This is a genomic window from Microcoleus pseudofavosus SVA1_A4, assembly GCF_036700565.1.
GTDB lineage: Bacteria > Cyanobacteriota > Cyanobacteriia > Cyanobacteriales > Microcoleaceae > Microcoleus.
On sequence record NZ_JAUBPE010000114.1, the window covers coordinates 1 to 14,847 of the forward strand.

16 protein-coding genes are annotated in these 14,847 nt (G+C 44.7%); 11 read left to right on the forward strand and 5 right to left on the reverse strand.

Annotation, left to right across the window (positions count from 1 at the left end; genetic code table 11):
• Nucleotides 1-316: 316 nt before the first annotated feature.
• The 3 genes from pbpC (at nucleotide 317) to QUA02_RS30880 (ending at nucleotide 3,547) form a co-directional block, all read left to right on the forward strand.
• On the forward strand, nucleotides 317-2,695 hold the full coding sequence (gene pbpC, locus QUA02_RS30870; RefSeq protein WP_333033421.1) for a penicillin-binding protein 1C: 2,379 nt from the start codon (nucleotides 317-319) through the stop codon (nucleotides 2,693-2,695).
• 220 nt (nucleotides 2,696-2,915) lie between these two features.
• Complete coding sequence (locus tag QUA02_RS30875) at nucleotides 2,916-3,251, forward strand: hypothetical protein (protein ID WP_333033422.1); 336 nt, start codon at nucleotides 2,916-2,918, stop codon at nucleotides 3,249-3,251.
• Entirely contained in the window at nucleotides 3,242-3,547 is a 306-nt protein-coding gene (locus tag QUA02_RS30880; protein ID WP_333033423.1) for a hypothetical protein, read from the forward strand. The genes QUA02_RS30875 and QUA02_RS30880 overlap by 10 nt, the downstream gene beginning before the upstream one ends.
• A 551-nt stretch (nucleotides 3,548-4,098) precedes the next feature.
• Here the strand turns inward: QUA02_RS30880 and QUA02_RS30885 are convergent.
• Nucleotides 4,099-4,584, reverse strand: coding sequence for an Hsp20/alpha crystallin family protein (locus QUA02_RS30885; RefSeq protein WP_333033424.1), 486 nt, complete (start codon nucleotides 4,582-4,584; stop codon nucleotides 4,099-4,101).
• Between the two features lie 152 nt (nucleotides 4,585-4,736).
• Complete coding sequence (locus QUA02_RS30890) at nucleotides 4,737-4,928, reverse strand: hypothetical protein (RefSeq protein ID WP_333033425.1); 192 nt, start codon at nucleotides 4,926-4,928, stop codon at nucleotides 4,737-4,739.
• Between the two features lie 431 nt (nucleotides 4,929-5,359).
• Here QUA02_RS30890 and QUA02_RS30895 point away from each other — a divergent pair, with 431 nt between their 5' ends.
• From QUA02_RS30895 to QUA02_RS30920, 6 genes are all read left to right on the forward strand, one after another.
• Nucleotides 5,360-5,842 (forward strand): SH3 domain-containing protein, encoded by a 483-nt coding sequence (locus QUA02_RS30895; RefSeq protein WP_333033426.1) that lies wholly within the window; start codon nucleotides 5,360-5,362, stop codon nucleotides 5,840-5,842.
• A gap of 122 nt (nucleotides 5,843-5,964) precedes the next feature.
• Complete coding sequence (locus QUA02_RS30900) at nucleotides 5,965-8,184, forward strand: phenylacetate--CoA ligase family protein (protein WP_333033427.1); 2,220 nt, start codon at nucleotides 5,965-5,967, stop codon at nucleotides 8,182-8,184.
• Nucleotides 8,184-9,581 carry a glycosyltransferase family 2 protein gene (locus QUA02_RS30905; protein WP_333033428.1) on the forward strand — a complete coding sequence of 466 codons (1,398 nt, stop codon included), beginning with the start codon at nucleotides 8,184-8,186 and terminating at the stop codon, nucleotides 9,579-9,581. Before QUA02_RS30900 ends, QUA02_RS30905 begins: the two co-directional genes overlap by 1 nt.
• A gap of 36 nt (nucleotides 9,582-9,617) precedes the next feature.
• Nucleotides 9,618-10,559: a glycosyltransferase gene (locus tag QUA02_RS30910; RefSeq protein ID WP_333033429.1), complete on the forward strand. Its 942-nt coding sequence runs from the start codon at nucleotides 9,618-9,620 to the stop codon at nucleotides 10,557-10,559.
• On the forward strand, nucleotides 10,552-11,292 hold the full coding sequence (locus tag QUA02_RS30915) for a galactosyltransferase-related protein (RefSeq protein WP_333033430.1): 741 nt from the start codon (nucleotides 10,552-10,554) through the stop codon (nucleotides 11,290-11,292). Before QUA02_RS30910 ends, QUA02_RS30915 begins: the two co-directional genes overlap by 8 nt.
• Nucleotides 11,293-11,510: 218 nt before the next feature.
• Nucleotides 11,511-11,651, forward strand: coding sequence for a DUF72 domain-containing protein (locus tag QUA02_RS30920; protein WP_333033433.1), 141 nt, complete (start codon nucleotides 11,511-11,513; stop codon nucleotides 11,649-11,651).
• Nucleotides 11,652-12,131: 480 nt separating this feature from the next.
• On the opposite strand, the gene QUA02_RS33780 is transcribed toward QUA02_RS30920, so the two are convergent.
• A complete protein-coding gene (locus tag QUA02_RS33780; RefSeq protein WP_445305227.1) occupies nucleotides 12,132-12,551 on the reverse strand; it encodes a GFA family protein in 420 nt (139 codons plus the stop codon).
• A 234-nt stretch (nucleotides 12,552-12,785) separates the two neighbouring features.
• Nucleotides 12,786-13,376: a class I SAM-dependent methyltransferase gene (locus QUA02_RS30925; RefSeq protein ID WP_333033435.1), complete on the reverse strand. Its 591-nt coding sequence runs from the start codon at nucleotides 13,374-13,376 to the stop codon at nucleotides 12,786-12,788.
• 294 nt (nucleotides 13,377-13,670) lie between these two features.
• Between QUA02_RS30925 and QUA02_RS30930 the strand changes: the two genes are divergently transcribed.
• Entirely contained in the window at nucleotides 13,671-13,793 is a 123-nt protein-coding gene (locus QUA02_RS30930; RefSeq protein WP_333033437.1) for a hypothetical protein, read from the forward strand.
• A 16-nt stretch (nucleotides 13,794-13,809) separates the two neighbouring features.
• Here the strand turns inward: QUA02_RS30930 and QUA02_RS30935 are convergent, their stop codons facing one another.
• Entirely contained in the window at nucleotides 13,810-14,127 is a 318-nt protein-coding gene (locus tag QUA02_RS30935; protein WP_333033438.1) for a GNAT family N-acetyltransferase, read from the reverse strand.
• A 310-nt stretch (nucleotides 14,128-14,437) separates the two neighbouring features.
• On the opposite strand from QUA02_RS30935, the gene QUA02_RS30940 reads away from it, so the two are divergent.
• The gene (locus QUA02_RS30940; protein WP_333033439.1) at nucleotides 14,438-14,746 is read left to right on the forward strand and encodes a nucleotidyltransferase family protein; all 309 of its coding nucleotides are present in this window, start codon (nucleotides 14,438-14,440) and stop codon (nucleotides 14,744-14,746) included.
• Nucleotides 14,747-14,847: the final 101 nt, after the last annotated feature.

Here is a 14,847-nt window from a genome sequence, read left to right on the forward strand (position 1 = left end):
CGTTCTTGTTTGACTGACAATATATTAGATTCTTCTGAGTCCTTTTGTCAAGCGTGATTGAGATGCTCTTACCCTGGCTATATCAATCATTAAAGTTAACAATTAATTTTATAAGGGTAAGGATTTTGTATTGTTTCTTAATGAGGTGGGAACCCGGTAGTTTCTGGAAACAAGTATCTTGGGGTTGTAGTCTTTTGTGAATCCGGTAGATGCGTTTCTCGATCGGAAATATAGCTTTTATTACTTATTAACGATCGCACATCATGTTACTGAGAAAGGCTATAGATTAAACCTTTGTTGGCTGAGGGATTAATTGATGAGGATATTGAGGCTGTGGCCGATCGAAATTATCCAAAAAGTTTGGCCCAAATATAGAAACCCGAAATTTCGTCTATTTTTGGTGTTAGTATTAATTTGCCTAATTGTACGATCGCTTCCTTATCTCGCACCCCTCCGTACTGCTGACATCGCCCAGGAGCAGTCGGCGATCGAATTTAGCGATCGCAACGGACTCCCCCTGGGCACTATTCTCACTCGCGACCAAGAACATACCGTCGCAGTACCCTTAAATCAAGTTTCTTCTCACTTTGTGCGAGCAATTATCGCCGCTGAGGACAGCCGATTTTATCAACACGGTGCTATGGATGTGAGAGCAATCGCGCGATCGCTCCTCGAAGCTGCACAAGCCAAACACGTAGTCAGCGGTGCTTCCACCATCACCATGCAGTTAGCACGGATGCTAGAGCCTGCTCCTGGCACACTGCCTCACAAAGTAGGAGAAATTTGGCTATCTTGGCGTATTTTTGCCGGCATGAATAGAGATGCAATTCTCGAATCTTACATCAACAGATTACCCATGAGCGGCAATATTTACGGTGTAGAAGCCGCTTCTCGCACCTATTTTGGCATTTCCGCCGCCGATCTCAATCTTGCTCAAGCCAGCCTTTTAGCAGCCATTCCTAACGATCCAAATAATCTCAATCCTTACTACCGTTGGCAATCTTTGAAGAAGCGGCAAACTTACGTACTAGATCGCATGGTCAAGGACAAATATATCACGCGCTCGCAGGCAGATAGAGCCTTGGCTGAAGAAATTTTGCTAGCACCGAAAGAACAGGGAATTATTGCCGCACCTCACTTTTTATTCTGGCTATCCAATCAATTACCCAAGCAGCATCCGTCTCATATTCGCACTACTATCGATCGTTCTTTACAGCAGTTTGTTGAAGCACAAGTGCAGCAAGTCGTCAACACTTTATCTCCCCATAATGTCCATAATGCCGCAGCTTTAGTCATAGATAATCACACTGGCGAAGTTTTAGCTTATGTCGGTTCTCCAGATTATTTTAATCAAACAGAAATAGGTCGAAATGACGGAGTGCAAGCCTTACGTCAGCCTGGTTCTACTCTTAAACCTTTTTTGTATGAATTAGCCTTAGAAAAACGTGCCATTAGAGCCAATACGATTTTAGCAGATGTGCCGACTTATTATGCCATTCCCGGCGCAAAACTTTATAGCCCTACTAATTATAACGATCGCACTTTTTTAGGTCCAGTGAGGGTGCGAATTGCCTTAGCAAATTCCCTCAATATTCCAGCAGTAAGGGTATTAGAAAAGGTGGGAGTTTCTAGCTTCCTCAATCGGCTACATGAACTGGGTTTTGAGCATTTAACTCAACCTCCAGAATACTATGGCTTGGGGTTAGTTTTAGGTAGCGGTGAAGTGAGTTTGTTTGAGTTGGCTAGGGCTTATGTTACGTTGGCGAGACAAGGACAATTAACGCCTATTTTAACTACATTCGATGCCGATAGACTTCCTAATTCTCAACCGATTATCGAGCAGAAAGCATTGGCTTTTCAACTTCCTAGTTCTCAACCTATAATCGAGCGGAAAGCAGCGGCTTTAATTATTAATATGCTGAGCGATACTCACGCCCGCGCTCAAGAATTTGGGGTGGATTCGGTGTTAGCTTTACCCTTTCCTACGGCGGTGAAAACTGGAACTTCTTCTGATTTTCGGGATACTTGGACGGTGGGTTTTACTACTGATTATACTGTTGCTACTTGGGTCGGAAATTTTAATGGCGATCGTATGAAAAAAGTCTCTGGAGTTATGGGTGCTGCACCTCTATGGAATCACATTATGCTACACTTACACGAACATCAAGAACCTGCGGCTTTTCCGACTTTGAAAGGGTTAGTACAGCGCCCTATTTGTGCTATTTCTGGGTGGCGACCTAACCCTGATTGTCCGTCAGTTGTGCAAGAATATTTTTATCCTGAAGATATTAGTAAGTACGAAACTGAGTCAGGGAGTTTAAAGTTATCTGAAGAATATAATGGCTGGTTAGCAAAGCAGAGTAACTCTAGTTTGAGTAACGGTAATTTCAAAATAGTCTTTCCTCAAAATGATGATTATTTTGTGATGAACTATAATAAAAATGCACGGCTAGAGTTTAAATTATCAGGAGTAAATAATACCCCTATCGAGTGGTGGTTGAATGGTAAGAAGTTAGCCACGCAGTCGTCTAATTCGCTATTCTGGAATCTGAAAACAGGAGAGTGGAATTTGCAAGCTAAATCAGGTAAAATGGTTGATACCGTGAGGTTTAATGTGCAGGTTGCCAACAATAAATCCCTGCGGAGTGGCTTTTCATTTGTTGGCAGTTCAACCTCTTTACGGACTGGGAAATAGAATTAAAAGGAGACTTTTACTTCAGTAGTTAGGAAGACAATCCTACATAATCGTTCGCTAAACTAGCGTAGTTGTAGGAGCGCTTGCATTTCTGCTCAGTTAATCCCTTGTCAATTGGCTAATTTTAGCTTAATTTGATTCCGATCGCCTATTGAATCGAAGAAACCAACGATGAAAAAGTTAATGCCTTTACTATTGGGTGCCGTATTCCTGTGCACTATTGGGTGCCGTATTATTGTGCAACACTGTTGCTTGTCATTCGTCAAGCGAGCAGATCGCCAACACTTCTGCTCCGGCTAATCAAAGCCCAAATCCTGTATCTAAGCTCTTCAGCCCTACGTCCGGCAAGCTTAAAAATCAGCCAGCGGGCGTCCCTGCTGGAACCAGTTTTGATACCATTCTCCAACAAGATTTGTCCGCGGGTAAAAACCGCGACAACGAGCGTTTTACTCTGCGAGTCAAAGGAGGCAATAAAACTCTTAAAGATGCCGTGATTCAGGGACATCTGGAAGATGTCGTGATTCCGCTCAAGGCAAAAAATCGAGTTTGCATCTAGTTTTTGATGACATTCAACTCGCAGATCGCTCAGCTTATACATTGATGTTGCTGAGCGTGAATACTCAGGTAGAAACAAAAACCAAAGGCAAGTTTGTTCAGAATGCTGGCATTATTTTAGCTGGAGCAGCGGCCGGTCATTTCCTCGGTAATAAAGCGAATTTTAAGCATGGTGCTGTAGCTGGGGGTGCAGCAACAGCGGCTTATGTCAAGTCTTGTCCTGGTGGTGAAGTTGTCCTTCAAAAAGGAACCAATGTTAAGCTGAAACTTAAAACACCTCTCGATACTAGCCCATAAGAAATTGTGCTTTTTTAGACTGCATGGATGTAGAGAACGGAGGCGATTGAGTACCAATCGAAGGATCTCGCTCGTACAGAATAATTTACCTCCGTTGAAGGTAACAGTAGAACAGATTTTACAGGAGTTGCTAGATACGTGAGTTCAGCACTATCAAACCTTCGCGTTCCTGGCAGCAGCGGTTTTCCCAAGAATTTCTGATGACGGTAAAAGCGCCCCGCGGTCGCTCCGCACTCCAAGCGTCTTTACTCGCCACAGAAGTGGGTGGAACGGAGGACTAAGGGATTTCAATGCCCCTGGGCTCACGATTGGGTATTCTGCTCGTCGTCCTCTCTCCTGCATTTACTGGAAGCCTGCGTTGTAAGCGTTACTAAATTCACTGCGGGTTCAGGACAGTTGTAGGTAGCTTTTCGCTCGGCTTTCCCAAATAAAGAATACCGAGAGCAATGGTAGCTCCCGGTATCAGCTTTTCCAGTTCCGTTGCCCGGCCAGTAAATCCAATCAGGCTCAATGAAAGGAAAATTTGCCTCACGATTAAGCACAGCCGATCGTTATTGGTTAGCCTGTTCCAAAGCCGGATTCGTTGAAGCTCCAGCAATCTGGGCCAAATTAATCTTGACGACTTTATTGCGAGCTTCAGTCACTTTGGGCAGAGTTAGCGTTAGAATGCCATCTTTGCATTCAGCTTGCACGGAGTCGTTTTGAATGGGTGCGGGCAAGGGAAGCACCCGGTGGAATTTGCCGTAGCGGAATTCAGAGCGGACGTACCCAGGTTTCTCGTCTGTGTTTTCGTAGCGGCGTTCGCCAGAGATAGAAATTGCTTCGCGGGTGACTTGAACGTCAATGTCTTTGGGGTCAATTCCAGGCAATTGCGCTTTTAATACGAAGTTGTCCCCAGCATCAGCCAATTCTAGAGCGGGCATCCAAACGGCTTCTGAGTTATCTCTCGCTGTTGCCCGTTGGTCATCAAAAACTTTATCGAGTTGCTGGCGGATGGTTTCAATTTCCGTGAAGGGTTGCCAGTAGCGCATCAACATAATCTGTCACCTCAAAGATGGTAAAGCTTTATAAGAAAAGTTTGGGTTGAAGCTCGTTGCTTGCAGTTATCATGATGCCGCTTTATAAGTGGAGGAACAGTCAGGAAAACCTCACTCTTTTGGTCGTATTTGCCATAATAAGTGCGAAACAATCAGAGTAATTTGCAGTGAAGAAAACCGTACAAAGCTATTCCTAGAAACCGAAAAGGCTGTGGCAACACCATGATGAAGTTGCCGAGCGAACTCTGCTGGCGTGCGAGCGTCGGGGGAAGGCTCGTCTGTGTTGCCAACCGTACCAAAAATGCGGTGCGGGTGATGTGTAGCAGGCTCGTAAGGACTTGCATAGCGGGCAATCGCTGCTTTCCCATAGCCATCGCTCTCGGTTGCAATCTGGAAGTTTGGGCATGGCGGGCGGGTTGCGGGTTTGGTTCGGTTTCTCCCAGAATTTTGGTGTTGGAAGCGATGGCTCCGCCCCGGCTTACGCCTACGCACTCGCGTCAATCCACCGCTGCCTTACCGTTGTCAAGGATACCTCGCAAAAATTGGGCGAGCTCGGCAAAGCAATCGGGGTTATTTTCAAGCAACCATTCTGTAAGCATGATTGAGTGTTTGGTTTTCCTAAACTTGACCCGTGCAAACGATAATTTGGCAAATATAGCCTTTCTCAGCTAAATGAAATACAATGTAACTGATGCTGTTATTGCACCTCATCTATCTAAAAAAGGCTATACGTTTTGTGAATATATTAAAAGTTTGGAAACAAATTGCGCTATTTGTGAGCTTAACTCTATTATCTCTGTTGGGTATCAAAACCACTTTGGCGACGCCCTCCCAAACAACTTTACAGGCTCAAAATTGCCCCTATGGAGGCAAGCCTCGACCCTTTGCTCAAGTCGTTACCAAAACAGATCCCCTGACAATCCGTTCTTCCCCCGACGGCCCGGTTATCGGGCTAGTTCCTAAAGGTTGGCAAGTCGTTACGGGCGATCGAGATGCAACGGGACAGTGGGTAAAGATTGGCGGTGAATATAGTCCTAGCCCTCAAAATCTGAGTGGAGGGCAGTTTGCAAATGCACCTGATTTCCGAGTGGGCTGGGTAAATAGAGCTTATCTCAAACCTTTGGGCAATTTTTGCGAAAAACCCCTGAAAATACAGCGGGGCGAATTAAAAGGACTGTCGCAAGAACGGCAAGTTTTGATTCATGAAGATTGGCTGCAAATAGCAGATAGAATCGCCAACAAAGACTCTCAAAAATAACGCTGAATTTTGATCGACTACGCAGAAAACAGTGTTTTTTACGAGAACCAGGTTTTTTTAACCCGATTAATTTGGAATTTATACCTAAGTCCTAATCCTGCAAATTATCCAGGCGGCAACTTATGACAAAATTGAGCGTTCGCACCGCCATCAACTTAAAACGAGTTTTACAAGTTGCCGCAACAGTCCCAGGAAATTACCACCGCTTTTTGCAAGCCGGACTAATTGATTCCCAGTCGGATTTCCCGCAACTTGTTTCCCATTGGCAAACAGCTTTTGCTAACTTGCAGCCCGTTGACAAACAAACAATCCGGCAAAAACCCGGATTATTTCTGGCGAATGCTGATGATTTAGTTTACCGAGGAATGACTAGCGGAACTTCCGGTCAATCTTTTACATACTTTGCCGGAAATGAGTGGAATGAAGCGCGTTTGTGGGCAAGAAAACGTACTTTAGCTTGGTGGGGAATTGACGAACAAGTCCCCATTATTAATCTTGCTAGCCGTTTGCAGCCGCTGCGAGTCAACGATATTTCATTGATTGGAAATATCGCGCCGGATTTCCTGCAAAATTTGGCAAAACTGTTGCATAACAAATCGGCTGTCATTCGAGGTTATCCCAGTCGTTTGTGCGAAGTGGCTGCTGCTCTTTTCGGAGATTCAATACCTGCGGTTTTAGGGGTGATTTGTACCGGGGAGGTTTTATTTGAATTCCAAGAACAATTACTGCGATCGGTGTTTCAAGCTCCAATTATTAACGAGTACGGTTGTCAAGAAACAGGAATTTCTGGTTTGAGCTGTCCTGAATGCGGGCGGCTGCATTTAGATATCGATCGCTGTTTGTATGAAGTTATTGACGGTGAATTAGTCACTACAGATTTATACAATCGTACCATGCCTTTGGTTCGCTATCAGTGCGGCGATCGCCTGAAATTAAATCCTGATGTTTGTCCTTGCGGGCGTTCGGGATTAACTGCAAAAATTCTCGGCCGCAGTCAAGCACAAATCGAGACGCAGCAAGGCTTAAAATATCCTGGGGAAATCTATTTGCCCGAGTTTGACGGGATTCTTAACTATCAAATAGTCAGGCAAGATCGAGAACAAGTAGATATTTGGCTGCAAGTCGAACAGCAGCAAATTCTCGAACTGCAACCTTTACAGCTTTGGTTAGAAAATTTATGGGGAGAAGTTCGAGGGAGAGTAATGGTAGATTCATCGGATTTGAGCAAACTAGAAAATCCACAAAGCTGTAGCGCTTTAGAATGGATCGAATGGGTAACACAAAAATCTTGGAACGAGTGGTTGGAATCGGGTTTATTACCCCTAGGAGAAGCCCGAGAAATTGCCTTATTGTTAACAAGTTTAATTCAGCCAAAAATGATGGTTTTTTCTGGAATATCGCCGCTCGCAGAACAATCTATCGAACAGCTTTTACTGCGTTCTACTTATCGGGAAGTGCCAGTAGAATTGATGGCGGTACGGGTATTGCTGTTTGCGTGTAGCTTTTTAACCGATAGCCAAAAAAGGCAGCAGATATACCGCCACGCCCAGAAGCGCTTAGCCGAGATGAATTGCCGGGAATATCCGGCGATGGTAGATTTACTAATTCCCAGTTTAGGATTTGAGAATAACACTACTGCATCCATTTGGGAAAATACTAATTTACCCGAGACTGGTAGGCTTGATGTATTTAACATTCAGCACTTGTTAGCAGCCTTCAATTTAGCAGCAAGTAAAGCCAAAAAAGCAAATCCAACTCTAGCGATAGCCTGGAAACCAATTTTAGCTGTTTTAATCGGAGATTTGAATTTTTGGGCTGACAGATTCCAAATCCCAATTTTAGGATATTGGTGCGAGTTAGCGAGTGGAAAAGCCATCGCACTCAGCAGCAAATACCGCAGCCCAACAGGCGACCGTTTTTTAGACGCTTGGTTAACTTGGCGGCAAGCAATTACGGGCTCAGGCGATCGCGAATCAGCTACAATCGCCTTATCTCAGTTACAAGCAACAGCAACTTTACTGACAGAGGTAGCGCGAGTAGAACTGGAACAGGGATATGCTAAACTGCTGTGGGAAACAGACATTAATCCTATAGAATGGTTAGATAAAATTGCCAATAACGCTGGACTAATTAACCGCAACTTATCAGAGCGAGAACTCGACCCAATACCTTGGATACCGCTGTTGTTAAAATTAGCCAAACTTTTGTTAGCGCGGGGAGAAGGGGAATTAGCCTATCAGTGTTTAATTGCGTCGGCACCGCCGGATATGCGGGCTTCGGGATTTGAAAGATTAGCGCGAGAGATGAATTACAAACAATCTATAATTTGCGATCGCACCTAATGGTAAGTTTAACTATAATTATACTGGGAAACAGCAATCCTGACTGGGAAATAGAGGCGAGAGCCACTTTCCAAAAACAAGCCTGTGACTTAAAACAGGTAATGAGATTCAATCCCTCAAATCCCCACAACACGGTTTATTTTACATCCTATTTGCAACTTTTAAATACAATTAATACAGAAGTCACAGCTATTTTACCAGCAAATACACAATTAAATTTTTTGCCACCTCAACTCGCAAATACTGCACTGACCTTCTTACCGCCCAGGATGGAGTTTCCTCTAGAAACTGCCCGACAATATCCTGTCGCCACCTTAGCTTGGATGGCATCAACTTTTTTGGTAAAAGCGGCACTACCGCAGTTAGAAATAAATCGTTGGAATTTGTTAGCAGTTGCTGGGGAATTAGAACGGCAGAACATCGCTTTTACTTGGGGAAATGCCATGGCTAATACTGCTACTTTAGAGGTGGAACATTATAAAACAAAAGCTTCTCATCTCTTGAAAAATTCACTTATAAATAACACTAATGTTACTAAAAATATTGACAAACAAAATATAAATTTTTCTCAAAAAAATGATACAATCACTGGCAAATCTCGCGTGCTGGCTGTAATTCCCCATTATCGCTGCGAACAGTTTCTCCATCGCTGCTTGCAGTCTCTGGTAACTCAAACTAGACCTCTGGACGGTATTGTAGTTATTGATGATGGTTCGGATGTGCCGCCTGTAGATATCGTGCGAGACTTTCCGGGAGTGACTTTATTAGCTTCAGCTTTGAATGTCGGCCCTTATCGCTTAATTCAACAGGTGATTTGTCAAACAAATTATGATGCTTATTTATTTCAAGATGCCGATGATTGGTCGAGCAGCTATCGGCTGGAGTTGCTGCTAGCAGCAGCCGAAAGTTATGGAGCTGAATTAGTCGGAACTCAGGAGTTACGCGTGTTTGAAGATGACAGGGTTTTACCGGTGGTTTATCCTCTCAATGTCAGCGCCGCCCTAGCAGCAAAACCGGGACATCCGCTGTTGCATCCTACCAGCTTAGTTTCGCGGAATTTAGTGTTGAGATTGGGCGGTTTTGCTACGGGATTGCGGTTTTCGGGAGACACGGAGTTTTTGTTGCGAGCGCAGTTTGCTGCGACAATAGTTAATGTTCCCGATTACGGTTATTTTCGCCGACACCGAGCTGGTTCCCTAACTACCGATCGAGCAACTGGATTAGATGCTCCGGTTCGTTTAGAATTGATTCAGCAACTCAAAAAAAGAGCGATCGCCAACAGTGCTGCGGTGCGGTCAGGCAAATTACCGGATTTGCGTCCTTTGAAAACAGCAGGGTCGATCGAACTCAATTATATAGCCGGTTCTGCCCTTGAGAGCTCGGGCCTATCGATTTGAGATTTGAGATTTGAGATTGGAAATGACTGATTCTGGATGAGCGGTATCAATATCGTGTTACAGGTAATTATCCCCGTTAAAAATCGTCCCGAAATCGTTGACTGCGTGCGATCGCTTTTAGCAGTTGGTTATCCCGTGACTAAAATCATTATTTGCGACGGCGGTACCGCTGAATCTAAATGTTTAACGGTTTTACAAGATTTAGCCAAATTATCGCAGGTAGAGTGGTTCAAGTATCCTCAATCTGATTTTAATAAATCTCAGTTAATCAATCAGGGTATTCTCCAGGCTAGTAGCGAATACTTGCTGATTTCTGATGCTGACATCATCTGGAACAGACAAGCAATTTTACAGCTATTATCTTGTGTTTTAGGAGAGTCCACTACTCGGGAATCCCTTTCTTTTAAAAATCGGATAGAAACTGTAAATATTCTTCCAGAATTATCATCTTTATCTGCTGTAAATAATTTAGATAATGGGATGATTTGCTGTGTGAAAAGTGTAGCAGAGTCTCGCCCGCAAACAACAGCTTTAAAGCGGGAACGCTATACTTACAACATCCAGAGGGGCGAACAGATTGCTACGGTTAATATTGTACCGGCGGTGGCGGGAGATCGCGTTCGACCTGGATGCGGTTTGCTCTGTACCCGCAAACAAACGCTATTATCATTAGGAGGATACAAGGAAAGTTTTACAGGTTGGGGATGGGAAGACCAAGATTTGCTGATTCGCGCTACCCTGTTTGGCATCAAGATATGCGCGGCGGGAAATGTAATTCATCTTTCTCATAGCGATGCTGCGCGCAATCAGCACCACCAGCAATTGCCACCAACACAAACGCGAGATCGCAACATCATCTCTTGCTTGCAATCTCTCCAAAAAGGCGATATATTTGGAGACTTACGGCAGCCAGCAATGCTACCTCATCCATTGTTGGAAATTACCGCCAATTTTACCCCAAATTCTAGTTGTGAGTGAACTTCAGTTATCCTTAATTATTACTTACCGCCAGCGGGAAGAGCATTTGAGAACTCAACTCGCGTGGTGGAAAACTCAAGCATCGGAAAGTTTATTATCTCTTTGCGAAATCATTTTGATTGAACTCGATTGCATTCCTTCGGCTTGGATTTTACCAGAAATTACCAACCTGCCAGTCAGTTACAATTATCTGCCCGTTGGGGGAACTTTTCATAAAACCAAAGCTTTAAATTTAGGTTTATCTCTGGCGCAAGGGCAATGGGTAGCAGCTTTTGATGTCGATCTCATTCCCTACGGAGATGCTCTCGCTCGCCATCTAAAAATGGCTCAACTTTCAGCCCAAATGTTAGTAACTGGGTATCGAATGATGTGCGATACTCCGACCCTGGATTTTGCTCAAAATTTGGCTATTATCGAACAGTCGCAAGTTGCACCAGAAGATATGCCCACCGCGCTATTTAAGCACTTGATCCGGCGGGAAAGATTTGGAGTTTTACCCCTATTTCAAAGCCAGCGCTTAATCGAAATCGGGGGATGGGATGAGACATTCATTGGCTGGGGAGCTGAGGATCAAGATATTGTGGAACGATACTTAGGAAAGGATAGATTTTTTTGTCGCTCGCCTGAATTAATCTACATCCATTTAGCGCATCCACCCGATAATAATTGGTCGGAATCTTGCTGGATCGAACAAAATCGCCAGCACTATTATACTAAACGTCAGTCGATTTGAAATTTGAGATTTGAGATTGACTGCACAGATGAATCTGCTAGCTTGAGCTTTAGGCTAAACCAGATCTAAGTTTCAGTAATATCAAATTGAAGTTGCGGCGAAGCGCGGCATTTGACTTTTGCCGGCTCAAAGCAAGCTCGGTCAGTAGTACGGTAGCGAGGCGGGCCGACTACACTTAAATTCAAACACAAACACAGTCTGGTTGGAGTAAAAAAGCGATGATTGTTCGCATCGGCACTTCAGGTTGGAGTTACGAGCATTGGAAAGGTGTGCTTTATCCCCACCAGCTACCGCCGCGGTCTAGCCTCGATCGCTACATTCAGCACTATCAAACAGTCGAACTTAATAGCACCTACTAACGCAGAGATTAATAGCAAGACTGAAACGACAAGGGCGACGATCGAGAAGCACAGAACGATCGAGCGATCGCGGAACCGTGATTGCAGTCTTCGAGATTTCACAACAAATCCCCTCTGATTGTTTGCAGCTTAAATTCCCTAGCATTCCGCATCTGCTTTCGTGAAAAAAATTCAAATGCTTCAAATTGGCAGGCGATTCGATCGTGTTTTAGTAAGCAGTTCTAAAACTTTCCTCTCTCTACAGGAGTAAGTTGAAGGATAGGATGCTATCGCTTGCATCAGATTTCAAACTATAAATCTAGCGGTACACTTCACTCTCCAAGCATTGGTCGTACCTGCAATCTCTCTTCAGTTCCAATTAGAACCTCCAACGATCGGCTTTTATTTTGATTGCAACCTGTAGTTCATGTCGCATACATAGCGATCGCTCCGCACTTGCTGGGCCGACGGCTGGAGGATCTTTTTAGGCACGTTCTTGCTCTACCATGACTCTGGATACTCGTCGTGGGTTGGAAGCCCCCCGCTAGCACAACTCCACGGCGCTCTCGATGCCCAGAAAATGCGATCCGTCGGAGCGATAGGCGGTGCTGTATCCAGCGAGCCGGCTGGAACAACCACAATTAGGCCGCTGCGCGTTAGACGCGGGACCGGGCACCCGCAATGACTGCAAAACCATTTGCTGAAGCTCGTTGCCGCGGGAAGGTCGTAACGCGTGATGCCTTCCTCCCCTGAAAGCCATCGGAACTCGCTCGGATCAACGGTTAGATTTGTGGCGTGGCCTGTACCCGTGCCTTTGCGACACCGCGAGCAGTAGCAATGAGCCATTTTCTGGAACGGTGGGTTCACTTCAAAGGTCACAGTTCCGCAAAGGCAACTACCGTGAATGCTGGGCTTATCCATCTGCTCTCTCCGAGTGTCTAAATATTATTAGGCTGAACGATTCTAGCTATCCCCCAGAACTAGATGGACAGCCAGAATCGTTCTGTATATCATTCTAAATTTAGTGGACAGGTAGAGTTGTTCCCTATATTAAGTATTTTCTGGAGGAAAGGCTGAATTTTTCCGTATATCCTCGGTTGTTGGGAACTCTGCATCTCAGCGTATCGGCTTCAGGCAATCCGCTGCACCAGAATGTTATATTTCTTTTGATGCTATCGCCTGAACTACTGCGCCAATGCCAGTGTGATAAATACCTTCTACTACATCGCGCTCGAGCTCAATTAGATGCCTAAACTTTAGGCCAGCTAACTCAAGGCTTAAAGATTCTTTAGATTGCATCGAATCTACTGAATTTCCGCCGCCAGTACCGTGCTTTAACTGATCGGGTGTATAAGCCTCAAGCAGAAACACACCGTTTCGCTTTAACCCGGATTCAACTTTTTTATGAAGCTGTTTTCTTGTTGAAGAGGGCAACGGACAAAATATAGATACAATTCCGTCCCATTGATTTTCGCCTAAATCATACTCTGCTAAATTAGCATGAATAAACTCAACAACCACCCCGTTATCCTCTGCCAGCTTTTTGGCTTTATTCAAACCAACTAGAGAGGCATCTACAGCGGTTACAGAGTAACCCTGTTTCGCAAGGAAAACGGCATTCCGCCCTTCTCCTTCGGCCACGCTCAGAACTTTACCTTTTGGAATACTGCTGACGTTTGCTTCCAAAAACTCGTTCGGGTTTGTGCCGTATACGTACTCTTGGGTACTGTATCTTTCATCCCACATCTGTTTTCTCCAATTGTTGCTGTTGGCACATTTAATGCCAAAAAAATATAACTGTACATTCAACCGCAGATATGTGGATAATACCCTTACCGGGGGGTGAATTATCCATCAGATATGTTGGACAACCTCCTAGTTTTAAGGAATTAAACAGAAACGAAAGCAGGTTAAGTCTGGGTTCTTGGGTGTTATCCATCACTTCTGATAGTTTATCCTGGAAATCTGGGGTGTTATTCGTCACTTTTGCTGATAATAATAATATCCTTTATATTGGTCTTATCCAGTAGCATTAACCTAATGTCGCAACCTACCGCTCCGATGCAGCTTTGCCGCTTGCTGGAGGCAGAGCCTTCGCAAATCATGCCAAGGCAGAGTATTGGAACGAGTGCGATCGCCCCTCTAGAACCAAGTAAACCTTGAGACTTAACATCTGCACTTAAAGCTTCTTGAAGTATCTGGCAACCGGGAATAGCTCGAAGCCCACCTTTTCATAGGTGTGACGGGCTCTTTCACGACCGGGATCGCCCCCAGTCTCAACTATAGCCACAGACATTCCAGCATCTTTCATCCAAGCCAGAGCGAATTCTATCAGAGCACTACCAATGCCGCGACCTTGAAAGTCTGGATCGACAGCGATCGTGTAGATTTCACCCATGCTGTCCCAAACGCGTAGTTTCACGGCTACAAAGCCCACAGTAGAACCTGCATCGATCGCAACCCATACATTCGTGTCTTCCGCAGCACAGACATCCAAGGGCGGCTTTTTGCTGGCTCACACGCCTATGATTGGGATAGAATGCCTGGTAAACAGAGCGGGTTCATCGCCTTCTGAATCGAATCAAAGACCGGAGCCCATGCCCTTCGCGAAAGACGAATAACTGCCATCTTGGTGGTGAGGGTCGTAGGGTTCAATTTGCATTCCCAGATGAACTCCTGTTAACTCTGAAAGCTTATGAGAGCATACTACAATACTCTACAATGTCTGATAGCTTGGCTTTGAATGCTTAAAGATTTAAGCTACTTTCGCTGATTAACTAACAATGACCCCTGTTGAGGAGGGCTTGATGAAAAAAACAGGATTAGGCATTCAAGAATTACTGTATTTTGAGCGATCGCAAATTCTAGCCATTGCCCAAAAGCACGGAGCCTACAATGTGCGCGTATTCGGTTCGGTAGCGCGGGGCGAAGCGACCCCAGAAAGCGATATTGATTTGTTAGTGGATTACGATTTAGACAAAATCACGCCTTGGTTTCCAGGTGGACTGTTGCTCGATCTAGAACAACTGCTCAATCGCAAAGTCGATATCGCCACAGTAGATATGCTCAAAGAACGGATTCGGGAGCGCGTTTTGCAGGAAGCTGTACCGCTATGAGGCGGGAAACGGAACGGCTGCAAGATACAGCACTTCCGGATGTTATGAGGTACAGTAGCAGCAATTAGTAAACCAGTTTTTAAGATGTTTCGGATTAATTA